The sequence below is a fragment of the Occultella kanbiaonis genome (genome assembly GCF_009708215.1).
Lineage (GTDB): Bacteria > Actinomycetota > Actinomycetes > Actinomycetales > Beutenbergiaceae > Occultella > Occultella kanbiaonis.
On sequence record NZ_CP046175.1, the window covers coordinates 3,539,610 to 3,561,127 of the forward strand.

A 21,518-nucleotide genomic window follows, 5' to 3' on the forward strand; every position below is an offset into this window, starting at 1 on the left:
CGAGTCACTAGGATGTAGCCCGTTCCGCCCTGCGGCGATCGGTGCCGTGGGCAGCCTGCCCGAGATGTCGAACTACTCACGAAAGCCTGCGATGCCCCGAACCCGTCCCGCCCGGTACCCCCGGGTCAGGGTCTGCAGCGCCTCGTGATGGTGGCGTCGACTCCGCTCGTGGGCGCCGGCCGAGACGGCGATGTCGAGGATGCCGGCAGGGTCGCGCCGGTCGCGACCGGCACCGCCCACGCCAAGGCGATCCTGATCGGTGAGCACGCCGTCGTCTACGGGCACCCGGCCATCGCCCTGCCGCTCATTCCGTTGCGCACGATTGCGAGGCTACGCACCGTGCCCGGCCCGCTCAGCGCCCGGCACGGGGACCAGCGCGTCCGGGTGGAGGACCTGCCCGAGAGGTTCGCGCCGGTCGGCGTCGCCGTGACGGCCGCGCTGGCCCACTTCGGCCTGCCCGGCGACGACCTCGAGATCGAGCTGGACAGCGACATCCCGCCTGGTGCCGGGCTGGGCGCGAGCGCCGCATCCGCGCATGCCATCGTCGAGGCCGTGCGGGTGCACGCCGGTCAGGACCTCGATGAGGAGGCCAGGTTCGAGCTCGTGCAGACCGCCGAGCGGGTCGCGCACGGCAACCCCAGCGGGCTGGACGCCCGGGCCACCCGGGCTCGCACGCCGGTGGCGTTCACCGGCGGCGTCACCTCCGACCTGGCTCTCGGCGGCTCGTTCTCGTTCGCCGTCGCCGACACCGGTGTCCGCTCCCCGACCCGGGACGCGGTGGCGGGGGTGCGCAGGTTCGTCGAGGCCGAACCCGACCGCGGTAGCGAACTCCTCGAGCGCCTCGCCGAGCTGACCCGGGCCGCGGGGCGGGATCTCGGCGCGGGCAGGATCGCAGACCTCGGCGCACGCCTGGACGCGGCCCAGGCGGCGCTCGACGCTCTGGGCGTCGGGCACCCCGCCATCGACCGGCTCCTCGCCGCGGCCCGGGCGGCCGGCGCGGCCGGTGCCAAGCTCACCGGTGCCGGGCGCGGGGGCTGTGTGATCGCGGTGGCCGACTCCCCCGAGCGAGCCGCCGAGATCGTGACGGCGATGCGCGATGCCGGCGCGGTCGGCGGCTGGGTCGTCACGGCGGCCGGCCGGTGAGCAGCACCGCCATCGCGCACCCCAACATCGCGCTCATCAAATACTGGGGCAAGGCCGACGAGCGGCTCTCGTTGCCGGCCACCGGCAGCCTCTCGCTCACCCTCGACATCGCTCCCACCCGCACGACCGTGACGCTGGACCCCGGCGCGGACCAGCACGTCGCGTCCTGGAGCGGCGAGCCGATGACCGGACGGGAACTCGAGCGGGTGAGCGCGTTCCTCGACCTGGTCGCCGAGCGCGCCGGCAGCCGGACCCGAGCCGTCGTCGAGACCGCGAACGAGATCCCCACCGGCGCGGGCCTGGCCTCCTCGGCCGCGGGCTTCGCGGCGCTGGCGGCAGCCGCGAGCGCCGCCTACGGCCTCGCCCTCTCACCCCGTGACCTGTCCCGGCTCGCCCGGCGCGGATCCGGGTCGGCGGCCCGCTCGGTCTTCGGGGGGCTCGTCCAGTGGCACGCCGGTGACGACGAGGGCTCGTTCGCGGAGCCGATCGAGGCACCCGGGCTCGAGCTCGCGCTCGTGGTGGCGGTCCTGACCGCCGGACGCAAGGCGATCGGCAGCCGTGAGGCGATGCGGCGCACCGTGGCGACCTCCCCGTTCTTCGGCGCCTGGGTCGCGAGCGTGCCCGGCGAGCTGGACGCGATGCGCGCCGCGATCGCCCGGGCCGACCTCACCGCCGTCGGCGAGCTGGCCGAGTCGAACGCGATGCGGATGCACGCGACCATGCTGGGCGCGGTCCCCCCGGTGCGGTACTGGAACGCGGACACGGTGGCGGCCCTCGACGTCGTGGCCCAGTGCCGCCGCGACGGCATCGAGGCGTACGCGACCATCGACGCGGGACCGAACGTGAAGGTGCTCTGCCGGCCCGAGGCGACGACCGCCGTCGCCGACCGGCTCCGGGCCGCGTTCGCCGACGTGGACCTGTTGGTCTCGGGATCCGGCCCGGGTGTGCGCATCGTCGGACCCGCCGCATGATCACCGCCCGGGCACCCGGCAAACTCTTCATCGCCGGCGAGTACGCCGTCGTCGAGCCCGGCGGGGACGCCGTCGTCGTGGCGGTCGATCGACACGTGCACGTGCATCTCGGTCCGGCAGACCGCGGCCGCGTCGACTCCGACCAGCCCGGCTGGGCACCGCTGACCTGGTCGCGGGACGCCACCGGCGTCGTGGCCGACGACGATCGCGCCCTCGACCACGTGCTCTCGACCATCCGGACCGTCGAGGAGTTCGTGATCGGCCTCGGCATCGACCCCCGCACCCACTCCCTGCGGATCTCCAGCGACCTCGACGACGCCGACGGGCGCAAGTACGGCCTCGGCTCCAGCGCCGCCGTCACGGTCGCCACGATCCGGGCACTCGACGAGTTCTACGGACTGCGCCTGAGCCCGCTGGAGCAGTTCCGGCTGGCCCTGCTCGCGATCATCGAGGTGGCGCCGACGTCCTCCGGTGGCGACGTCGCGGCGAGCAGCTTCGGCGGCTGGATCTCCTACCGCTCCCCCGACCGGGCCGCACTGGCCGAACTGCGCGCCCGCGACGGAGTGCTCGCCGCGTTCCGGGCGCCCTGGGCGCCGCTCGCGATCAGCCCGCTGCCGTCCCCGGACACGCTCGAGTTCGTGGTCGGCTGGACCGGTGCCGCGGCGTCGACGGCGCAACTCGTCGATGACGTGCAGGCTGCGGTGGGCGCTGGCACGTCAGCGGGCCCGGCGCTGCCCTACGAGCGCTTCCTGACCGAGAGCCGCGCCCGCGTCGCGGACCTGACGGCGGGTCTCGCCGATGGTGACCCCGAGCGGGTCCTGGCGGCCGTACGCGCGGCGCGGCGACTGCTCGTCGCACTCGGGACCGGCCTCGGCGTCGAGATCGAGACCCCGGCCCTGACCCGGCTGTGTGACGAGGCCGAGGCCATCGGGGCCGCCGCGAAGTCCTCCGGTGCCGGCGGCGGCGACTGCGGCATCGTGCTGGCCCCGGGCGGCACCGACCTGACACCGATGCTCGACGGCTGGCAGCGGGCCGGCGTGCGCAGGCTCACGCTCGCCGTGGCCCCACCGGAGCCGCGGGTGGGTGCCCGATGACAGAGAATGGGACCATGAGCGAATCCGTGGCGGCCGTGCCCATGCGCTGGGTCGGCCCGATCCGCATCAGCGGGAACGTGCTGTCCGGCGAGCAGGAGGTCCCGCTGGCCACGTACGAGTCGCCGCTGTGGCCCTCCGTCGGCCGTGGCGCGCGGATCTCCCGCCTGGTCGACGGTGGGATCGCCACCACGCTGGTCTCGGAGCGGATGAGCCGCTCGGTGTACTTCGAGACCGACGGCGCAGGCGTGTCCGTCCGCGCCCTCGCCGAGATCCGCGACCGGTTCGCCGAGCTCCAGGACGTCGTTGCCGCGAGCAGCCGGTTCGCCCAGCTCATCGACCTCCACAGTGAGATCGCCGGTCGCCTGCTCTTCCTTCGGTTCGAGTTCCTCACCGGCGATGCCTCGGGCCACAACATGGCCACGCTCGCGGCGGAGTGGCTGATGTCCCACCTGATGGCGACGTGGCCCCAGCTGCGGTACGGCTCGATCTCCGGGAACTACTGCTCGGACAAGAAGGCGACCGCCGTCAACGGGATCCTCGGGCGCGGCAAGCACGTGGTGACCGAGGCGCTCATCCCGCGCGCCGTCGTCGAGAAGCGGTTGCGGTCCACCCCGGAACAGATCGCCCGGCTGAACACGAACAAGAACCTGGTCGGCACGATCCTCGCCGGCGGGCTCCGCTCGGCCAATGCCCACTACGCGAACATGCTGCTGGCCTTCTACCTGGCCACCGGGCAGGACGCGGCGAACATCGTGGAGGGTTCGCAGGGCATCACCCAGGCCGAGGTCGACGACGGCGACCTGTACTTCTCCTGCACGTTGCCGAACCTGATCGTCGGCACCGTGGGCAACGGCAAGGGCCTGCCCTTCGTCGAGGAGAACCTGCAGCGGCTCGGGTGCCGCGAGGAGCGCGCTCCGGGCGAGAACGCCCACCGTCTCGCCGCCCTGTGCGCGGCATCGGTCTGGTGCGGCGAGCTGTCCCTGCTCGCGGCGCAGACCAATCCCGGCGAACTGATGGCCGCTCACGTGGCCATCGAGCGCTCCGCTGGCCACAATGCAGATCTGAACACCTCGAACCAGGAGTGAGACATTTCCCCCGCAATCGGCATCGATGACCTCGCCTTCGCCACAGGCTCCTTCCGTATCGACCTCGCGGTCCTCGCCGAGCGGCTCGGCGCCGATCCGGCCAAGTACTACCGCGGGCTCGGGCAGTCCGAGATGAGCGTCGTGGCCGAGGACGAGGACGTCGTCACGCTGGGCGCCGCGGCGGCGCAGCAGATCCTCGCCCGCGGCGGCGCCGAGGGAGTGCGCACCCTGATGTTCGCGACCGAGACCGGCATCGACCAGTCGAAGTCGGCGGGCGTCTACGTGCACAGGCTGCTCGGCCTCGGCCCGAACGTGCGCGTGGTGGAACTGAAGCAGGCCTGCTACTCGGCGACGGCGGCGATGCAGTTCGCGGCGGCACTCGTCGCGCGGGACCCCAGCGAGAAGGTGCTCGTGATCGCGAGCGACATCGCGCGCTACGAGCTGGACACGGCCGCGGAGCCGACGCAGGGCGCCGGTGCGGTGGCCTTCACCGTCACGGCCAACCCGGCGCTGCTCAGGCTCGAGCCCGCGAACGGGGTCTACACCGAGGACGTCATGGACTTCTGGCGGCCGAACCACTCGACGACCGCGATCGTGGACGGCAAGACCTCGATCACGGCGTACCTGGACGCCGTCGCCGGGGCGTTCGACGACTACCTGAGCCGCGGCGGCGCACCGTTCGACGCCATCGACTGGTTCTGCTATCACCAGCCCTTCACGAAGATGGCAGTGAAGGCCCACCGCCACCTGGCCGACCGCGCCGGGTCCGGCTCCGACCCGGCCGCCGTCGCCGCCCGGATCGAGCCGACGACCGGCTACAACCGGCGGATCGGGAACAGTTACACGGCGTCGGTCTACCTGGCCCTGCTCGCGCTGCTGGACGGTGCCGAGGACCTCGCCGGCAAGCGGATCGCGATCGCGAGCTACGGCTCCGGCGCCGTGGCGGAGTTCCTCACCGGCACGGTCCCGGCGAACTACCGGACGGCGTTGCGCGCCGCCGATAACGAACGGCGGCTCGCCGACCGGGTGCCCGTGGACGACGCCACCTATCTGGCGCTGCAGCACGCCGCCCGCCGCCGGGACCCCTCGAACTATGAGACCGCCCGGCAGACCCCCGCACCGTTCCGGTTCGGCGGCGTCCGCGACGACCAGCGGATCTACGAACCCACCGTCTGAGCAGCTCCTGCGTGGATCGCAGCGTCGCGGTCAGTCTTCGGTCGACCAGATCGCACGCAGGGGCCGCATGCCCTCCTCGACATACTCGGCGATCGGGTGCGTACCGCCGTCGGTGAACCAGCGTTCGAGGGCGGCGAAGTACCCGAACGCGAGCGCGTTCGCGACCACGAGCGCCTGCGTCGGGGTCAGGCCCCGCTCCGGGGCCAGGAACGGTGCCGCCCGTTTCGCTGCCCGGTCGAGCGTTGCGAGAGCGGCCATCCGCACAGACGGTTCGCTGAAGAAGTAGCGGACCCGTCGCCTGGAGGTCGGCTCGGCTCCTCCCTCTGCCGGCGCAGCGCGCCCCTCCGACGCCAGCTCGTAGGTCACCACCGAGCCGAGCAGACTCCCGACCGGGTCGGCCGGGTCGATCAGCACCGCGAGTTCCTCGTCACTCAGTCCGTCGAAGTCGTCGGCGACGAGGAGACCCTCCTTGGTGCCGAAGTACCGATATACCGACGAGGGCGAGACCTCAGCGGCCGCAGCGATCTGCTCGATGGTGACGGCATCGAACCCGTGCGCGTCGAAGAGGTCGAGCGCGCGCTCGGTGATGGTGTGCATGGCAGCGCGGCGCCACTGCTCTCGGAGTCCCGGCATCCACCGATGCTAGCAGTCTTGTGACAGTTACTGGCTAATTGCGATTGACTCTCTCCGACACGGATGTCACAGTGGCTTCGTTCAGATAGTTACTGTCTCAATGCCCACCGAGTCGAATGGAGAACGCCATGACCGCAGCGACCACATCTCTCGCACGTCCCGGCCAGCGGGCCGCCCTGCCTGCCCTATGGATCGGACTGTTGCTCACGGCCGCGGTCGGTGTGTACGCGCTGCTCGACGGCTCGACGACGCACGTGCTCGCCGACCACCTCCGGGCCACGTACCCAGCGTTCGACGACCAGGACGTGCAGGCCGGCGTGGCCGCCTACGTGACGATCCTGCTCGGGGTCACCGGCCTCGGTGTGGTCGGCTGGGTCGCCACGATCTGGGCCGCACGCAGCGGCAAGCGCTGGACCGTCTGGCCCGCGGCGACGCTGCTCGTCGCCGCCGTCGGAGTCGCCACGGTTGGCCTGACCACACTGGACACCTCCGGCGAGGTCGGCCTTGCACCACTGATGGGCTGGCTCCTGGTGCTGCCCTGCTTGCCTGGACTGGTGGCCGTCGTGATGCTCTGGACCCGGCGCCGCTCGGCATCCTCAACCTCGAGGTGAGTGCCGCGCAGTCCCCGTCGAGGGCCGCCGCATCCCGGTGGCGGACTGACGCATCCAGCTCGGCCGAGATCCGGTCACGACCGGCGCCACGTCGGGTCGCGGCGCCTCGCGCTCGCCGGCGACGTGCGCGCACTGTGATCATGGCGAGTCAGCGCCGCCTCGAGAGCCTCACGACGACGCCCGGTGCAGGCGCAAGGGCGAGGACCCGCGGGAGTTTCGCTGAGCTCTGCGACCCCGCGACCTCAAGGCCGTGCTCCGACGCTACGATCGTCATCCTGTCCCTTCTGTCCAGCGGGAGCCGCCTGGTGGAGACGCTGCACAACGACGAGGACGCCGCCCCGGTGGGCGTACAGGATGCCGCGGTCTCCACGGGCTCACTGCCCGCGCCGGCGGACGTCCAAGGCCTCCTGACGGCGGCACACGAGCGATACCGGCAGGACCGGCGGGGCGCCGTCGCCGACTACATCCCGGCACTCGCCGCCGCCGACCCCGACCTCTTCGGACTGAGCCTGGGCGGGGTGGATGGAGCCGTCCACTCCGTGGGCGACGCTGCGGTCGAGTTCTCCATCCAGTCGATCTCCAAGGCGTTCCTGTTCGCGCTCGTCGATTCCGAACTCGGCCACGAGACGGTGCGACAGGCGGTGGGCGTCAACAACACCGGCCTGCCGTTCGACTCGGTGATGGCGATCGAGCTCAACGCCGGCCGACCTATGAACGCCATGGTGAATGCGGGCGCGATCGCGACGACCGGCCTCGTCCCCGGTGGCACCGGTGACGAGCGGTGGGCGTTCATCCTCGACGGCCTGTCCGCGTTCGCTGGCCGGGACCTCCACGTCGATGCGGACGTCTACCGCTCCGAGACCGCAACCAACGGCCGGAACAGGTCGATCGCCGGCTTGTTGCGCTCGTACGGCACTCTGACCGCTGACCCTCACGAGACCGTCGACCTGTACACCCGGCAGTGCTCGGTGAACGTGACCGCCGAGGATCTGGCCGTCATGGGGGCGACCCTGGCCCATGGCGGCGTCAACCCTCGAACGGGGCAGCGGGTGGTCGAGCCGTCGGTGTGCCGTGACACCCTTGCGGCCCTGGCCGCGTCCGGCCTGTACGAGCGCTCGGGCGACTGGCTGTACGAGATCGGCATGCCCGGAAAGAGCGGGGTGTCCGGTGGGCTCGTCACGATCTCACCGGGCAAGGGCGCTCTCGGCTCCTTCTCCCCGCCACTGGATCCCGCCGGCAACTCGGTGCGCGGCCAGCGGGCGGCCCACTACCTCTCCAGTGCTCTTGGGCTGAACCTGTTCGCCTCCCGACCGCTGCCGGCCGGTGACGCGAGCTCCGGGTGAGCCGCAGGGGCCGGCTCACCCGCGCAGTTCGCTGAGGCTCTCGTTCGCGACAGCGGCCAGCACGGTGTCGAGGGTGCGGTCGGCACTGAGGATGCGGCTGTGGCCGAACCCTTCTGTCTCGATCACCCGGACCTGACCGCCACGCTGGGCCTCGAGCTGCCTGACCTCGCCGATGTCAGCCCAGCCGTCCGCGCGATCGTGGATGTAGGTGAGCCGCACGTCGGGAGACAGCGCGAGAACGGTGGCGTCGAAGCGGGTGTAGACGTCGGGTGCCGCGCGCCGCAGGCGGTGCGCGTACCACTCCTCGTGCAGGGCCCGAGCGCGCTCACCGAGGCCCAGGTTCCTGGCGAATACCTCATTGAGGTACCGAAACCGAGTGATCGCCGCGATGGCGACGAGGTGTCCGGTGACGTCGCTCTCGGCGGCTGCGGTGAGCGCCGCAAGCGAGCCGACCGAGTGGCCCACGACCGCGTGGAACGGGGCGGCCTCGCGCTCGGCGAGGGCCGTGACGATCGCGTGGTAGTCGCCGATGTTGGTGCGCCGACCCGGCGAGTCCCCGCACCCGGGGGCGTCGAAGGAGACGACCCGGAATCCCTCGTAGCGCAGGTCCCTGACGAGTGCAGCGAACTGTGAGGCGCGCCCTCGCCAACCGTGCACGAGGAGGACCGTCCGCTCCCCCTGGCCCCACTCGTAGGTGACCACCCTCCGGCGGCCCACATCGACGACGGTCCGTCGCGCCTCCTCATGGGTGGCGCGTTCATACTCGCGGACCCGGCGGCGGGCACCCACCCGGATGAAGAACGGGTAGGTCACTGTCGCCGCGAACCGTGGCGACAGCCGGTCGAGGGCGCGCACCGGTTGCCACGTGGGAAGACCTGAACCAGACATCGGGATCTCCAAACAGTACGGACGATCGTTCGAATAGATATATGGACGACTGTACTGATATTCTCCGGATATGCCAACAGTCATCGACGGGCGTCGCGCCCGAGGGGATCGATCACGCAAAGCCGTGCTCTCCGTGGCGACGCAGCTCGCGAGCACGGACGGGCTGACCGGTGTCTCGATCGCGCGACTCGCAACAGAGACCTCCTCGAGCAAGAGCGGTGTCGCTGCCTTGTTCGGCTCGAAGGAAAATCTGCAGCTCGCGGTCGTCAGCGAGGCCAAGCGCATCTTCATCGACGTCGTCGTCCAACCCGCACGCACCGAGGCGGCCGGCTTCGACCGGCTGTGCGCACTCGTGCGGACCTGGATCGATTACTCGTCCGGCCGTACGTTCCGCGGCGGTTGCTTCTTCCTCGCCGCGTCGGCCGAGTTCGCCGCGCACCCCGGGGCCGTGCGCGACGCGATCACCGAGGCGATGGATCTGTGGCGCTCGTACCTGGAACACCAGATTTCACGGGCTATCGCGGACGGGGCGCTTCCCCGACTGGACGATGCCACCCAGCTCGGTTTCGAACTCGAGGCGCTGCTGTCCCATGCCAACGCCGAGTCGACCCTGCACGACCGCAGCGAACCGTACCGGCGCGCGGAACGCGCCATCGTCGAGCGACTTGAGGCCCTGGGCGGGGACCAGCGCGTGCTGGACCGCGTACGCGGTCCCTGACGGAACGCGAACCGTCCACCGCAGACGGTCAGCGGTTCCGGGCTGCGATCAGTTCGTTGAGGCGTTCGTCGCCCCAGGCGCGGGCCGCGTCGATCACGACGATGAGGCTGCGACCCAGGTCCGTGAGCTCGTACTCGACGTGCGGCGGGTTCTCGGCGAAGTCGTGGCGCAGGATCAGGCCGTCACGCGCCATGTCACGCAGCGTCTGGGTCAGCACCTTCGGCGTCACCGTTCTCAGCGCGGCGCGGAGCTCGGTGAAACGCCGTCGCTGTTCGACGAGGCAGAAGCTTCGTGGCGGCTGGGCTGGGGGTTTCCGACAGGGGTTGGTGCCGTCGCTTCGCGCTCGTTGCATCTGCCTAATCTGACCTATTGGGGGTGTCATGCCTGGGCATCTGTCCAGCGGGCGCATGGGTGCTCGCGCCGACCATGGCCCGGCAACGATTGCTTGGTCAGAAGCCTTTCCACCGCCGAGGATTGCCGTCCCCCGCTGGTGGGTGGCTCATAGCAGGCCGCCTGATCCGTGACACCTCACGCGGGCTGACGCCGCCAACGACGTCCATTCCGCTCAGTGAGGAGGACGCCGGCGTGTCCAGTCAGTCTGCCACCCTGACTGAGTTTGACCGCTTGTCGTCTGGGTCGATACCCACGCCGCGACCACAGCTACGCATCGCCGCTACCTCCGACGCCACCTTTCGCGGCCAACCAACCCTCCCCACGAACCGCGCTGCCCGCGCCTGGCGCCGTATTGGATCGGGCGGTGCGCCGAAGGCGACGTCGATTCGATGGTGATCGCTGCATAGGAAACTGGCTCCTGCGGACAACAATATGTGATGTCATCAAGATGCCGGCTGCCGGGTCGACGAGGCACGCACACCACGACGTGGGCGCGATGACGGCAAGAGCGACAGGGTCGACGGCGTGCTGGCGGCGGGTTCCAACCTGCTCATGGCACTGGCGACGCCGCTCGATCGGCGTACTGGCGAGCCACACCCGACCCCTGCGATATCTTGACCGCGGCACGCGAGCACCCGCAGATCGCGAGCACCTCAACCTCGAACGAGCGCGTTGCACCGACGCTGCCCTCCCTCTTGCGGCGCCTGCCGGAGCCCTCCCTCTCCCGCGGGAGGGGGCCTGGTGGGCTCACTCGAAGCGCAGAGGTTCAATCGGGTCCTGCCTGGCAGTTCGCAGCGCGGGCATGGTCCCGGCCAGGAACGCGACTGCCATGACGCTCAGGATGACCGTGGCCACGGTGGCGGGTTCAAACAGGATCAAGGTCAGGCCCGGCAGGTCGGACAGGATCGAGGAGGCAGGGCAGCTGAGACTGCCTCGCCGACGCCGAAAGCAGCCAGTACGCCGATGGCGCTGCCGAGCAGGCCGATGACGACGGCTTCGATGGTGAACAGCGATAACACCTTCGCGCTGGACACCCCCATGGCCTTCATGAGGCCGATCTCGCGGGTGCGTTCCTGGACGGCCATGTAGAGGGGTGTTGATGATGCCGATGGAGGCGGCCAGCAGGGCGATGATCGCGAACCCGTTCAGGACCAGCACGATGGTGTCGATGACCGAGGTGAACGTGCCGAGCTGGTCTTCCAGCGTGGTCGCGGTGTAGCCAGCGTCGGCCAGCCGCTCCCTGAAGGCGTCGGTGGCTTCGTCGCCGGCGTCCGGTTCGAACCACACCGAGGCGGAGGCGTAGGTCTCGGCCTGCCCTTGCGCCGCGCCGGTCATCTGCAGGTCGAACAGGGCGGTGGTGAGGGCCTCGTTGGGGATGGCGCCGGCCATCGAGATCAGGCCTGGTTCGGCGATTCCGACCACGGTGACCTCGGTGGTGGTCTGTGTGCCGCTGGCGTCGGTGACGGCCAGCACCACATTCTGGCCGATCGCGTCCTGTGCGGGCCCTAGTCCGAGCGGCTCCAGATAGGTATTGGGGAGCACGATCTGCGGCTGGTCGCCCTGCAGGTCGACCTGGTCACCTGCCGCTAGTTCCACGCTCACCCCGGGCATGATCTGTGACAGCGCGAGCTGGTAGCGGGTACCGTCGCCGTGCTGAATGAAGTCGACGCTCACGTTGAGCGCGGGCTGTACCCGCAGCACGCCGTCGATGTCGGCGACCTCGTCGATGTCGTCGACGGTGAGCGCCACCGCAGTGCCGGCGCCGGGTGCACCGGCGCCCCACCGCCGGGCACGCCGCCGGCGCCTACGTCGATCTGGTCGAGATCCCTGGTGATGTCCAGGCGCTTCATCGCGAACGGGCCGTGCTGCATGAGCGCGAGCTGCACAGTGATGGTCGGTTTTCGTGATCGTCCGCATGCTGCGGCCTTCCGATCGAGGCCCGCAGGGCGCCGCGCTGAAGCGGAGCAGGTCTAGGCACTGGCCGACGTCGCGGTGTACGGTGCTCACACCCTTGGAGAAGTTGCGACGTTGCAGTGCTCCCACGGGCCCGTTAGCCATTCGTTGCTCCTGACCCCGGCAACTCCACAAGTCCGGGGAGTGCCGTGGGCAAGTCACATGTTGTACCCGTTGAAGCCACCTTCCAGCCGGCCGTCCACTATGAAGAGAGCGCTCAGGACGGGTCCGCGTGTTCGCGCGGAGTGATCTGCATCGGCCTCCGCCTCCGTGGGGAGGTGGAAGGTGATCAATCCACGGCGCTGCAGCGCATTGCCAGCGACATCGCCGCCTTCCTCAATGAGTACTTTCCCGAGCTGAGCGTCGAGGCACGTCCACACTCGGTCACGCTGATCTGTCCAGGGCCGCCCACTCATCTCATGAACATCGCCGATGCCGTGATCTGGCACCTCGGATGCCTGGGCCGCTGGGAGGGATCGCTACCGTTCGACGCTCAGGTTGGTGTCGCCGTCGCGATAGACGGAGTCAGTGCCCCGGATCTGCTGAGCCGTGCCGAGGCAGCGGCCCAGTGTCCGATCCTGCGCGGGCCGAAACGGTCGGCACGGACGGACCACGTTCCACATGGGTGGTGATCGAATGCTCGTCGAGGAAGAGTTCGACACCTACGTGTGGATCAAGGACGGTAGCGAGGGCCCAGTCGTGTGCGTGTGTGGCCCGCTCTCTTTGCGCGCCGCCAAGTTGTTGATCGCCGCCATCGCCCACGAGGGCTCGCATGCGGTACTTACGATCGACTTGGGCCAGGCCACGTTTGCAGAGGCGAGGGCGGTACGTTACCTCGTCGAAGAGGTCAATGAATATCGTCGCCGCGGATCGAACATCCAGGTGCACGGCTCATGCATCAACCTCCTGCTTCTAGGAGTGAGCCATTCCGAGTGACTGCGCGGACGACGGACACGATCCGCGCTGACCGAGTGAGAGCACTCGGAACTGCGCCGAATTGGGCATATTCGTCGTTGTAGGCCACGACCGTGAGGTCTTCCGGGATCTGCATGCCGCGGTCGGGCGCCGCCTCGGTCAGTCGGGCCGCATGGTCGTCCGTGTGTACGAGCACGGCGCTGATGTCGGCCTACGCACAGCTGTCGAGCAGTGCCTCTAGCGCTCCGGATAGCTCCGCAGGCGCCTCGCTGGGCTTTGGCAGTGCGACGTCGGGTACCTGCCTCATCCCGGGTCGGTCGACGGCCTGGCGGTAGCCGATTCGTATGGGAGATGCGGTCGGGGTCCGATCGAAAGCAACGATCGCCACGGCCCGGTGCCCGACCTGGTAGAAGTGTTCGACCGCGAGCGACGCGCCGTAGGTGTGGTCAGTTCGGACGTAATCGAACTGCTGTGCGGCCGAGGGTCAGCTCCACCGGACGGAGGGCGCCCCGGCCCTACCCGCCGCCCGGGTCCGGACACGTGGCAGGGCGTATATCCGGGACATCGACGACAACGCCGCCGTAAATCACACGAGCGCCGACACTCCAGCCGCGGCCACCCGCCCGGCCCAACGACCGGTCACCTCTGCAGACAGTGGTACGCCCGGTCGACCATCTCACCGACGAGCTGCGGCCCTCAATGGCCGCACCGCTCGCCGTCGAGGCCGTCGTCCTGGGCCTGGTACCAGCCTCGATTCCAGCGTGGAAACCGAGCGGCCGGGGGTGGCCCTTGAACTGTCAGCCGAACGGCCAGCGGCGCTTCTTGGGCTTCTCGGCGGGCTGCTGACCAGGCTGCTGGGCGACGAGGTCGAGCACCGGGCGACCGTCCACAGTGCCGGTGCCCTCGACCAGCAAGTACGGCGTCCGCTCGATGACGATGGTGCCGCCCTGCTGCGGAAGCCGGCTCTGGTTGAGCTCGGCTGCGGTGCCGGCCTGGAGCAGGGCGTGCGCGGCGGCCGGCCCGCGCTCCCCACGCAGCTGCAACTCGCGGCCGCCCAGCGCCGCGAGTCCCGAGGTGAAGGCAACGCTGGCGGTCTGGTCGCCGTCGAGCCACATCGCGTGGACGCCGGTGAGGTTGACCGCCATGTCCCGTTCCGCCCAGCCCATGAACATCACGTCCGTGGTGACGTGCTGTTGGTAGGGCAGCCACACGGCCACCGCGTCGTCGCGATCGAGCAGGTAAGCGACGACCGTGGCCCACGTGTCCAGCGCAGCGGCGAAGTCCTGAGGCGGGTTCACGCCGAGGCTGATCGAGGCACGGTGATCGGCGACCGGCTGTGTGAGCGTCTGACGCAGCGGGCTGGTGGCCAGGTCGGCCTCCAGCCGCGGGTCGGAGATCGAAGAGCCGAATGCACCGATCGTCAGGTCGGCGCCGTTGACGCGCATCTCGAAGCTCGGCAGCAGCGGCGCGCCCGCGAGCGGGTCGCCCATACCGGGCTGGATCGAGGAGAGTACCTCCCCCATGTCCGTGGGGACGCTCGAGAGCAGCACGTGGGCGCTGACGGCGGGGGTGGGCGGCTGCTCGGTCACGAGCACTCCTTCGATCGCGGTGTCACAGCCGCGCGAGCGCGCGGCCAGGGGATCAGCATGGCTCAGCACGGCCTCGTCGAGGGAGGGCAAGAACTGCCCACCCCAGTCGCCGTCGGGCGCCTCGACCTCGAGGTCGGCTGTGCAGAGTTGTGTCAGACCTACTGCCACATCGAGCCTGCCGCTGCCCACTCCTGCGGACAGCCCCAAGGCCGGAACGGCGGGTTCGCGCCGAAAATCCTGGAACCTCGGTGTTCCATCCTCTGTCTTGTGGAGCTAAGGGGATTCGAACCCCTGACCTCTTCCATGCCATGGAAGCGCGCTACCAACTGCGCCATAGCCCCGTGTGGGAGCCCCGAAGGGCGTTGCCAGTTTAGACGATGCGAGCCGCAACTGCGAAATCGGCTTCGCGCACCCCGACGTTGTGGGCGGACAGCCGCCAGCTCGGCCGCTGCCCGTCGTTCGTACGCAGCACCGACCAGTGGCAGTTGCCGATCCCGGTGATGCCCCGCCAGACCTCGGGATCCTGGCCGATCAGGGCCGTGATCCCGGCGCTGATGGCCGCTCCATGGGAGACGATCACGAGGATCTCGTGCTCGCCGAGGGGCTCTGCCGCAGCGAGCACGGCCGCGGCGAACCTGTGACCGACCTCACGTCGGGTCTCGGCGTTGATGCCCGCGGGGTGGTCGCCGGCGTTCCACGCCGCGAACGCGTCGGGCCAGCCGGCCTCGATCTCCGGGTGGGTCAGGCCCTCCCAGTCGCCGAAGCTACGCTCGCGCAACCGGACGTCGGTGGTCACGTCGGCCCCGTCGATGTCGGCCAGTGCACGCGCGGTCTCGAAGGCACGCACCAGGTCGGAGGCGACGATCCGGGCGGGCCGAAGCTGGGCGAGCACGGGCGCCGCGGCCGCGGCCTGCGCCTGGCCGCGTTCATTGAGGGCGATGTCGACCTGACCCTGCAGCCGTCCGGTCGCGTTGTAGTCCGTCTGCCCGTGCCGCCAGAGCAGGATGGTGCCGGCGCTCATGCCTGCTCGCCGGGTGGACCTGCCTGCACCTCGTCCGTCTTGTGACCGTGGACGTCCGCCGGCAGTTCGACCACGGGGCAGTCCTTCCAGAGCCGTTCCAGGGCGTAGAACTCCCGGTCCTCGTCGTGCTGGACGTGCACGACGATGTCCCCGAAGTCGAGCAGCACCCAGCGACCTTCGGCGACACCCTCCTTCCGGACGGTCTTGGCGCCCTCGTTCGCGAGAGCATCCTCCACGGCGTCCACGATCGCCTTCACCTGGCGTTCGCTGGAGCCGGAAGCCACGACGAAGACATCGGTCAGAACCAGTCGCTCGGAGACGTCGAGCGCGATGATCTCGCGGGCCAACAGGTCGGCGGCGGCGCGGGCGGCGGCGATCGCCAGGTGGATGGCGCGGTCATCAGCGGGCACGGTGCTCCTCGGTGTCGGTCAGGCGGTGTGTAGACGGCGGTGTACCGCCCGACTACAGGCGGGTCGCGTCCTCGGCCAGTCTATGCGGCAGGTGTGCCACCGGCTCAGGACCCCGACGAAGATGCGACTCCCGTGACCAGGGCACCGAGTCCATCACCGCCGAACACGTTGCCGCTAGCGACCTGCCAGACGAGCAGTCCGAGCACGAGGCCGACGAGGATCAGGACGATGATCTGGAGCGCCCGAAGCCACGCGGGCGTGCGCTCGTCGTCCTCGTCCTCGTCGTCGTAGTCGTCCTCATCGAGGTCGTCGTCGAAGAACTCATCGCGGGCGCCGGCGGTCGCGCCAGCCTCGGGCTGCTCGTCCGCTGCGGGCTCGGGTTCACCGGAGATGACGCTCGCCCACCTCGGCCGCATGTCGAACGCGTCGTCCTCGTCCTCGACGTCCTCGGGTTCGGTCGACGCCGTCTGGCCGGCAGCGTCCTGATCCACGGCGGCGTCGGCAGGCGTTGCAACGGCCTCGTAGTTCCGACGTGAGCGTCGCGTGGAGGGCAGCGGTCCGCCGTCGTAGAGCAGGTCTGCCTCGGCCTTCGCCGGTTCGTCTGACTGCACCGGCAGGACCGCAGTCTCGTCCGGTGCGTCCGATCCCCAGACCGACGCGGCATCCGCGGTCGGCAGCGGCCCCGGAGTGGCCGCGGGCGACCGCTCGGCCACGATCTCGGCGCGGAGCGGCTCCGGCGCGGCGTCGGGCGCAGCGTTGATGTCGCGCACGGCGCGCTGGATCGGGGTCAGGCCCCCGGTCTCGTCCAGGCCGCGGGTGGCCCGGGCCGCCGCCGGCGGGCGCACCACAGGACGGCGGCCGGTGCTCGTCCGCTCACTGGGGGCTTCCGGGGTGGTCGGCTCGGCGTCCGCGCTGGCTTGCTTGGCGCGTAGCGACCGCCGTGACACGGCGCCGAACTCACCGGTCGTCGCAGCGGACTCGGCCGACGGCGCACCCGCCCTTGACACGCCGGCGGAGGACTCCTCGTCGGCGTCGGCCGTGGCTGCGGCAGCCGTCGAGTCCTCGCTGGTCGCGTCGATCGCGATCGCGTCGTCCGAGGTGAGCGGCGCCGCCGAGGCGGCCGGCCCAGCCGGGCCGGGCCGGGCCGGGCCGGAGGGCACCGAGTCGGGGTCGGCCGGAACCGGAGCCGCCTGGGCTTCGTCCGCCGAAGGCGTGTCCGACGCACCGGACGGCGGGTCGGCGGGCGCCGTACCGTCGGTCGCGGTGTCCGTGCTCGCCGGGTCGGCGATCGCCGCGCCTTCGCTTGCCGGGCCGGTGGTCGCCGGGGCGGCAGCCGCCGCAGCGTCACTCTCCGTGACGGTGGTCGCGGTGTCCTGGCCGGCCGCGCCGTCGGTAGCTGTGCCGGTGGTCGCGGTGTCGGGGCCGGCCGCGCCGTCGGTAGCTGTGTCCGTGGGCGAGGAGGAGACTGCGCCGGTGGCGCGGCGTCGCGGTCCGCCGCTGGCGGGGGTGGCCGCAGACGGCGCCGTGTGCGCGCTCAGGGCGCTCGTGGCGGACATCGGGGTCGGCACCGGGCCGTCCGGGCCCAGCTGCAGGGCGCCGCTGGCGAGTGCCTCGTCACGGGCCCGCAACTCGCGGCGGCTCAACGGTCGCTCGAGCCCAGCGGCACGCGCGCGGGCGCGCTCGGCCTCCCGGCGCCGTCGACGTTCGCCGAGGCCGGCGGTCGAGGTGTCCTCCTCCTCGCTCACAGTTCCTCCTCCCCCACGGCTGGTGCCAGCCTCTCGGTGATCGTCGACACGTCCCTGTAGAGCCGGTGCTTGCCGATGTACTGCACCACACCGTCCGGCACCAGGTACCAGACCGGCTTGCCGGCGATCACCCGCTGCCGGCAGTCCGTCGAGGAGATCGCCATGGCCGGGATCTCGAGGAGCGAGTACTCACCGGGGGGCAGTTCCTCGGCGCTCAGGTCGTGCCCGGGCCGGGTGACACCCACGAAGTGGGCCAGCTTCAACAGCTCCGAGACGTCCTTCCACTGCATGATCTGGCTGAGCGCGTCGGCGCCGGTGATGAAGAAGAGTTCGGCGCCCGGGTAGGCCGCATGCAGGTCGCGCAGGGTGTCGATCGTGTAGGTGACCCCGGGTCGGTCGATGTCCACCCGGGACACGGTGAACCGAGGGTTCGAGGCGGTCGCCACCACCGCCATCAGGTAGCGGTGTTCCGCGACCGTGACGTCGCGGTCCAGTTTGAACGGCTGCGCCCCGGTGGGGACGAAGACGACCTCGTCCAGGCCGAACTCGTCGGCGACCTCACTGGCCGCGACGAGGTGGCCGTGGTGGATGGGGTCGAACGTGCCGCCCATGATGCCCACCCGCAGGGGCACCGGGCTTGCTGCGATCACGATCCGTTCCGCCGGGGCGTGGCCCGGAAGCCGGCAAGACCCACGATCAGCGGTGGCGCGTGCCCACGCTGCGGAATGCGAGAACCACCAACAGCAGGAACACGAAGATGACGAACGCGACCAGGCCGAAACCGATCGGCGGCAAGCCCGAGCCGGCCTCCTCGCCGTGCTCGACGGCGAATGTCAGCAGTGAGTTACTCATCGACTCGGGTCCTCCTCGGTTCCACAACTCTCAAGGGACAAGTCTCGCACGTCCGGCAGCCAGCTCCGAGACGCCACGGTGGTGATCATGGCCGCACGTGTCCGTCGCCCTGCACGATCCACGTGGTGGTGGTCAGTTCGGCAAGTCCCATCGGCCCACGCGCGTGCAGTTTCTGGGTGGAGATGCCGATCTCGGCACCCAGGCCGAGCTGTCCCCCGTCGGTGAACCTGGTGGAGGCGTTCACCATGATCGCCGCGGAGTCGAGCTCGGTGGTGAACCGCTGCACCGACGTCACGTCGGCCGTGCAGATCGCCTCGGTGTGGCCGGACGTCCAGATGCGGATGTGCTCGATGGCGGTGTCCAGGTCCGGCACCACGCGCACCGCCAGGTCAAGGCTGAGGTACTCGGTGGCCCAGTCCTGCTCGGTTGCCGGTTCGAACTCGACACCCTCGCCGAGGTGCACGGCGGTGGCCTCGTCCCCGTGGATCCGCACCCCCGCCGCGCCGAGCGCGCTCAGGGCGCCGGGCAGGAACTCGGCGGCGATCGCCTCGTGCACGAGCAGGGTCTCCAGGGCGTTGCACACGCCCACGCGCTGGGTCTTGGAGTTCAGCAGGATCGCGATGGCCTTCGCCACGTCCGCTCCCGCGTCGACGAACAGGTGGCAGTTGCCGACGCCGGTCTCGATCACGGGGACCGTGGACTCGGTCACGACGGTCTGGATCAGGCTGGCGCCGCCGCGGGGCACGAGCACGTCGACCAGGCCCCGGGCCCGCATGAGCTCGCGGGCACCCTCCCGGCCGTGCGCGTCGATGGACTGGATGGCATCCGCGGGCAGTCCCACTCCGGTGAGCGCCTGCGAGAGCACCCGGACGATCACCTCGTTGCTCCGGGCCGCCGCCGAACCGCCGCGCAGGATCACCGCGTTGCCACTCTTGAGGGCGAGCCCGGCGGCGTCCACCGTCACGTTCGGCCTGGCCTCGTAGATCATCCCGACCACGCCCATAGGCACCCGCAGCTGACGCACGGTCAGGCCGTTCGGCAGGGTGGACCCGCGGACGACCTCGCCGACCGGGTCGGGCAGCGCGGCAAGGTCCCGCAGCGCGCCGGCGATGGCGGCGATCCGGCCGGAGTCGAGACGGAGCCGGTCGACCAGGCCCGGGCTCATCCCGTTCGCCTGCTCCCGCTCGACGTCCTCGGCGTTGCCGGCGATGATCTCCGCCTGCGCGGCGACCAGCGCGTCGGCGAGCACGTGCAGTGCCTCGTCCTTGGTGCCGCGGGTCGCGCTCGCGAGCGCGCGCGCCGCGATCTTCGCCCGTTGGGCGGCCTGGACGACGGCGGTGCGTGCCTGCGTGGCTGCCTGCGGTTCGCCGTCGGTCGCCTCGGGCGCCACGCTGGTCGTGGCGGCAACGCCGGGTTCGGTCTGGACGCTCATGGGATCAAGGATAGGCCGGGCCGGCCCGGTCACCGGGTCGGGTCCAGTGGGTGGCCCGACCCGGGGCGCGCGGGCAGATGCGTCGTCGGTCAGGCGCCGGCGGCGGCTCGGCTGCGCGCCGTGCGGGCGGTCGCGGGGCGCGCAGTCTCGACGGACCCGGCCGCACCGGTCCGGGCCGGGGCGGCAGCCTCGGTACGCAGACCTCTGGCGGTGAGGGCGGGCACGACGTCCTGCACCAGGGCGAGGACATCGGTGGGCACCGACGCCGGGATCACCGTGAATCCGTCGGCCGCGCCGGCGTGCACCCACTCGGCCCACAGGTCGACCAGGTCCGCGGCTGTGCCGATCGAGCGCAGCGGGGCGGTCCGAGGCGCCGTCTCGAGGGAGTTGAGCAGGTCCCAGCGCGCCTGGGCGCTGGGTCGGTCCGCGGAGATCACGACGTGGATGTCGACGAGCACCGTGATGTCGTCCGGGTTGCGGCCCCACTCGGCGGCGGCGCGCCGGATCGCGGTGCGGGCCGTGCGCGCCTCCTCCAAGGTGGCCACGGACAGGCGTGCCACATCCGCGCGGGCCGCCGCCAGTTCGAGGTCGACGGCGTTGCGGACTCCGATCACCACGATCGGGGCGCGGCGCTCGGATTCGGCCGGGGCGGAGGATCCGCTGGCCGCCTTGCCGCGCGAGCGGCGCTCCGGCGTGGCCCAGGAGTTGATGACGGCGTCCACCGCACGGGCGCTCGTCCCGTTGACCGGTGCGGCCTCGAGCTGCCAGCCGGCGCGCTCCGCGCTGGCGCGGTGCACGCTGGAGATCGCGCCGGCCACGTGCTCGGGGCGGGCCACACCGAGCGGCACGGTGGCCACGAGCGTTGCGGTACGGGTGTGCCGGGCCAGGCGGGAGGCGGCCACGGCGCCGTCGAGCCAGGCGTCCCGGCGGCGAGGGCCGCCGACGCGGAACGTCTCGTCGAGGCTGAGCAGGTCGATGCCGCCCTTGTCCGCAAGGGACGCGAGGCCTGCGAGCCGGCCCATGATGAAGGACTCGGCCTCGGTGTCCTCGGTGCGGCGCCACTCGCGGGGGGCACCGGCGCCGGAGAGGTCGAGGGCGATGAGGGTGGAATTACGGGTACGCGGGGACTGCGACATGGGTGTTCACGCCTTCATGTTCGAGGGGGAGCCCCGTCCGGTTCGCCCGCGCGGCACGTGTCACTCGTGCCGGCCTGCGGGCCGCCTCGGATGAGGGGGTGATGCCGAGGGGCGGAGCGCCCGGGGCATCGGATGAGGGTCGGCTCAGGCCTGGACCGACATCGAACAACAGCACATGGCGAGAGAGATCTGCAGCGGCGTGGTCGCTCGTTCCCTGGTGATGGTGCCCATGTGCGGTGTTTCCCTCTTCTCGAGCGCCTGCGGCGCCGTGCGCTTGCTCCGCATCGAATGACCGGAACCAGGTCGTCACCCGGGGCACCCCACCGCAGTTGGAGGGTTGCCGGTCAGCAAGCCGGGGCTGTGCGCTGACACTCAAGACCTTGGGGATAAGTCTAGGAGGCCCTTTGATG

23 protein-coding genes, 1 tRNA gene and 1 riboswitch are annotated in these 21,518 nt (G+C 70.7%); of the genes, 10 read left to right on the plus strand and 14 right to left on the minus strand.

What is annotated here, in order from left to right; genetic code table 11:
- Positions 1-168: 168 nt before the first annotated feature.
- From mvk to GKS42_RS16300, 5 genes are read left to right on the plus strand one after another with little or no spacing between them, the layout of a single operon-like run.
- Positions 169-1,143 carry a mevalonate kinase gene (gene mvk / locus GKS42_RS16280; RefSeq protein ID WP_168217869.1) on the plus strand — a complete coding sequence of 325 codons (975 nt, stop codon included), beginning with the start codon at positions 169-171 and terminating at the stop codon, positions 1,141-1,143.
- Positions 1,140-2,114, plus strand: coding sequence for a diphosphomevalonate decarboxylase (mvaD, locus tag GKS42_RS16285; protein WP_154794782.1), 975 nt, complete (start codon positions 1,140-1,142; stop codon positions 2,112-2,114). The genes mvk and mvaD overlap by 4 nt, the downstream gene beginning before the upstream one ends.
- Complete coding sequence (locus tag GKS42_RS16290) at positions 2,111-3,208, plus strand: phosphomevalonate kinase (protein WP_154794783.1); 1,098 nt, start codon at positions 2,111-2,113, stop codon at positions 3,206-3,208. Before mvaD ends, GKS42_RS16290 begins: the two co-directional genes overlap by 4 nt.
- A gap of 14 nt (positions 3,209-3,222) precedes the next feature.
- Positions 3,223-4,293 carry a hydroxymethylglutaryl-CoA reductase gene (locus tag GKS42_RS16295; RefSeq protein ID WP_154794784.1) on the plus strand — a complete coding sequence of 357 codons (1,071 nt, stop codon included), beginning with the start codon at positions 3,223-3,225 and terminating at the stop codon, positions 4,291-4,293.
- A 21-nt stretch (positions 4,294-4,314) separates the two neighbouring features.
- Positions 4,315-5,469, plus strand: coding sequence for a hydroxymethylglutaryl-CoA synthase (locus GKS42_RS16300; RefSeq protein ID WP_290368061.1), 1,155 nt, complete (start codon positions 4,315-4,317; stop codon positions 5,467-5,469).
- A gap of 30 nt (positions 5,470-5,499) precedes the next feature.
- Here GKS42_RS16300 and GKS42_RS16305 read toward each other — a convergent pair whose 3' ends face one another.
- Positions 5,500-6,102 carry a TetR family transcriptional regulator gene (locus GKS42_RS16305; RefSeq protein WP_154794786.1) on the minus strand — a complete coding sequence of 201 codons (603 nt, stop codon included), beginning with the start codon at positions 6,100-6,102 and terminating at the stop codon, positions 5,500-5,502.
- A gap of 128 nt (positions 6,103-6,230) precedes the next feature.
- Between GKS42_RS16305 and GKS42_RS16310 the strand changes: the two genes are divergently transcribed.
- Together GKS42_RS16310 and glsA are read left to right on the plus strand one after the other, a co-directional pair.
- The gene (locus GKS42_RS16310) at positions 6,231-6,713 is read left to right on the plus strand and encodes a hypothetical protein (protein WP_154794787.1); all 483 of its coding nucleotides are present in this window, start codon (positions 6,231-6,233) and stop codon (positions 6,711-6,713) included.
- Positions 6,714-7,018: 305 nt separating this feature from the next.
- A complete protein-coding gene (gene glsA, locus GKS42_RS16315) occupies positions 7,019-8,056 on the plus strand; it encodes a glutaminase A (protein ID WP_435529626.1) in 1,038 nt (345 codons plus the stop codon).
- Positions 8,057-8,071: 15 nt separating this feature from the next.
- Here glsA and GKS42_RS16320 read toward each other — a convergent pair whose 3' ends face one another.
- Positions 8,072-8,944, minus strand: a complete 873-nt coding sequence (locus GKS42_RS16320; RefSeq protein ID WP_168217870.1) for an alpha/beta hydrolase — start codon at positions 8,942-8,944, stop codon at positions 8,072-8,074.
- Positions 8,945-9,014: 70 nt separating this feature from the next.
- Between GKS42_RS16320 and GKS42_RS16325 the strand changes: the two genes are divergently transcribed.
- Positions 9,015-9,662: a TetR/AcrR family transcriptional regulator gene (locus GKS42_RS16325; protein WP_154794790.1), complete on the plus strand. Its 648-nt coding sequence runs from the start codon at positions 9,015-9,017 to the stop codon at positions 9,660-9,662.
- Between the two features lie 28 nt (positions 9,663-9,690).
- Here the strand turns inward: GKS42_RS16325 and GKS42_RS26810 are convergent, their stop codons facing one another.
- Both GKS42_RS26810 and GKS42_RS27025 read right to left on the minus strand, forming a co-directional pair.
- Positions 9,691-10,071 carry a winged helix-turn-helix transcriptional regulator gene (locus GKS42_RS26810; RefSeq protein ID WP_354002661.1) on the minus strand — a complete coding sequence of 127 codons (381 nt, stop codon included), beginning with the start codon at positions 10,069-10,071 and terminating at the stop codon, positions 9,691-9,693.
- A gap of 731 nt (positions 10,072-10,802) precedes the next feature.
- Positions 10,803-11,804: an ABC transporter permease gene (locus GKS42_RS27025; RefSeq protein WP_435529627.1), complete on the minus strand. Its 1,002-nt coding sequence runs from the start codon at positions 11,802-11,804 to the stop codon at positions 10,803-10,805.
- Between the two features lie 353 nt (positions 11,805-12,157).
- Between GKS42_RS27025 and GKS42_RS16340 the strand changes: the two genes are divergently transcribed.
- Entirely contained in the window at positions 12,158-12,640 is a 483-nt protein-coding gene (locus GKS42_RS16340) for a hypothetical protein (protein ID WP_154794792.1), read from the plus strand.
- Between the two features lie 4 nt (positions 12,641-12,644).
- Complete coding sequence (locus tag GKS42_RS16345) at positions 12,645-12,944, plus strand: hypothetical protein (protein ID WP_154794793.1); 300 nt, start codon at positions 12,645-12,647, stop codon at positions 12,942-12,944.
- On the opposite strand, the gene GKS42_RS26945 is transcribed toward GKS42_RS16345, so the two are convergent.
- The 10 genes from GKS42_RS26945 to GKS42_RS16390 all read right to left on the minus strand — a co-directional run bounded on the left by GKS42_RS26945 (position 12,907) and on the right by GKS42_RS16390 (position 21,108).
- Positions 12,907-13,119, minus strand: a complete 213-nt coding sequence (locus tag GKS42_RS26945; RefSeq protein WP_168217871.1) for a substrate-binding domain-containing protein — start codon at positions 13,117-13,119, stop codon at positions 12,907-12,909. The two genes, GKS42_RS16345 and GKS42_RS26945, sit on opposite strands and share 38 nt — an antisense overlap.
- A gap of 601 nt (positions 13,120-13,720) precedes the next feature.
- Positions 13,721-14,680, minus strand: coding sequence for a hypothetical protein (locus GKS42_RS16355; RefSeq protein ID WP_154794794.1), 960 nt, complete (start codon positions 14,678-14,680; stop codon positions 13,721-13,723).
- Between the two features lie 100 nt (positions 14,681-14,780).
- Positions 14,781-14,853: transfer RNA gene (locus tag GKS42_RS16360), tRNA-Ala, on the minus strand.
- Positions 14,854-14,882: 29 nt separating this feature from the next.
- Positions 14,883-15,533, minus strand: a complete 651-nt coding sequence (locus GKS42_RS16365; RefSeq protein WP_154794795.1) for a histidine phosphatase family protein — start codon at positions 15,531-15,533, stop codon at positions 14,883-14,885.
- On the minus strand, positions 15,530-15,943 hold the full coding sequence (gene rsfS, locus GKS42_RS16370) for a ribosome silencing factor (protein WP_154794796.1): 414 nt from the start codon (positions 15,941-15,943) through the stop codon (positions 15,530-15,532). Before rsfS ends, GKS42_RS16365 begins: the two co-directional genes overlap by 4 nt.
- A gap of 104 nt (positions 15,944-16,047) precedes the next feature.
- On the minus strand, positions 16,048-17,688 hold the full coding sequence (locus GKS42_RS16375) for a hypothetical protein (protein WP_154794797.1): 1,641 nt from the start codon (positions 17,686-17,688) through the stop codon (positions 16,048-16,050).
- Positions 17,685-18,338 (minus strand): nicotinate-nucleotide adenylyltransferase, encoded by a 654-nt coding sequence (gene nadD, locus GKS42_RS16380; protein ID WP_290368024.1) that lies wholly within the window; start codon positions 18,336-18,338, stop codon positions 17,685-17,687. The genes GKS42_RS16375 and nadD overlap by 4 nt, the downstream gene beginning before the upstream one ends.
- A 46-nt stretch (positions 18,339-18,384) precedes the next feature.
- Positions 18,385-18,540, minus strand: a complete 156-nt coding sequence (locus tag GKS42_RS26055) for a hypothetical protein (protein ID WP_163544798.1) — start codon at positions 18,538-18,540, stop codon at positions 18,385-18,387.
- 85 nt (positions 18,541-18,625) lie between these two features.
- A complete protein-coding gene (locus GKS42_RS16385) occupies positions 18,626-19,972 on the minus strand; it encodes a glutamate-5-semialdehyde dehydrogenase (RefSeq protein WP_154794798.1) in 1,347 nt (448 codons plus the stop codon).
- Between the two features lie 89 nt (positions 19,973-20,061).
- Entirely contained in the window at positions 20,062-21,108 is a 1,047-nt protein-coding gene (locus GKS42_RS16390) for an LLM class oxidoreductase (protein WP_154794799.1), read from the minus strand.
- A gap of 265 nt (positions 21,109-21,373) precedes the next feature.
- Positions 21,374-21,488: riboswitch (SAM riboswitch) on the minus strand.
- Positions 21,489-21,518: the final 30 nt, after the last annotated feature.

Excerpts from the sequence above, each read along its gene's own strand:
- GKS42_RS16290 (WP_154794783.1), top strand. The coding sequence starts at position 2,111 with ATGATCACCGCCCGGGCACCCGGCAAACTCTTCATCGCCGGCGAGTAC.
- GKS42_RS16295 (WP_154794784.1), top strand. The coding sequence starts at position 3,223 with ATGAGCGAATCCGTGGCGGCCGTGCCCATGCGCTGGGTCGGCCCGATC.
- GKS42_RS16305 (WP_154794786.1), bottom strand. The coding sequence starts at position 6,102 with ATGCCGGGACTCCGAGAGCAGTGGCGCCGCGCTGCCATGCACACCATC.
- GKS42_RS16310 (WP_154794787.1), top strand. The coding sequence starts at position 6,231 with ATGACCGCAGCGACCACATCTCTCGCACGTCCCGGCCAGCGGGCCGCC.
- GKS42_RS16320 (WP_168217870.1), bottom strand. The coding sequence starts at position 8,944 with ATGTCTGGTTCAGGTCTTCCCACGTGGCAACCGGTGCGCGCCCTCGAC.
- GKS42_RS16325 (WP_154794790.1), top strand. The coding sequence starts at position 9,015 with ATGCCAACAGTCATCGACGGGCGTCGCGCCCGAGGGGATCGATCACGC.
- GKS42_RS26810 (WP_354002661.1), bottom strand. The coding sequence starts at position 10,071 with ATGCGCCCGCTGGACAGATGCCCAGGCATGACACCCCCAATAGGTCAG.
- GKS42_RS16345 (WP_154794793.1), top strand. The coding sequence starts at position 12,645 with ATGCTCGTCGAGGAAGAGTTCGACACCTACGTGTGGATCAAGGACGGT.
- GKS42_RS16365 (WP_154794795.1), bottom strand. The coding sequence starts at position 15,533 with ATGAGCGCCGGCACCATCCTGCTCTGGCGGCACGGGCAGACGGACTAC.
- GKS42_RS26055 (WP_163544798.1), bottom strand. The coding sequence starts at position 18,540 with ATGAGTAACTCACTGCTGACATTCGCCGTCGAGCACGGCGAGGAGGCC.
- GKS42_RS16385 (WP_154794798.1), bottom strand. The coding sequence starts at position 19,972 with ATGAGCGTCCAGACCGAACCCGGCGTTGCCGCCACGACCAGCGTGGCG.
- GKS42_RS16390 (WP_154794799.1), bottom strand. The coding sequence starts at position 21,108 with ATGTCGCAGTCCCCGCGTACCCGTAATTCCACCCTCATCGCCCTCGAC.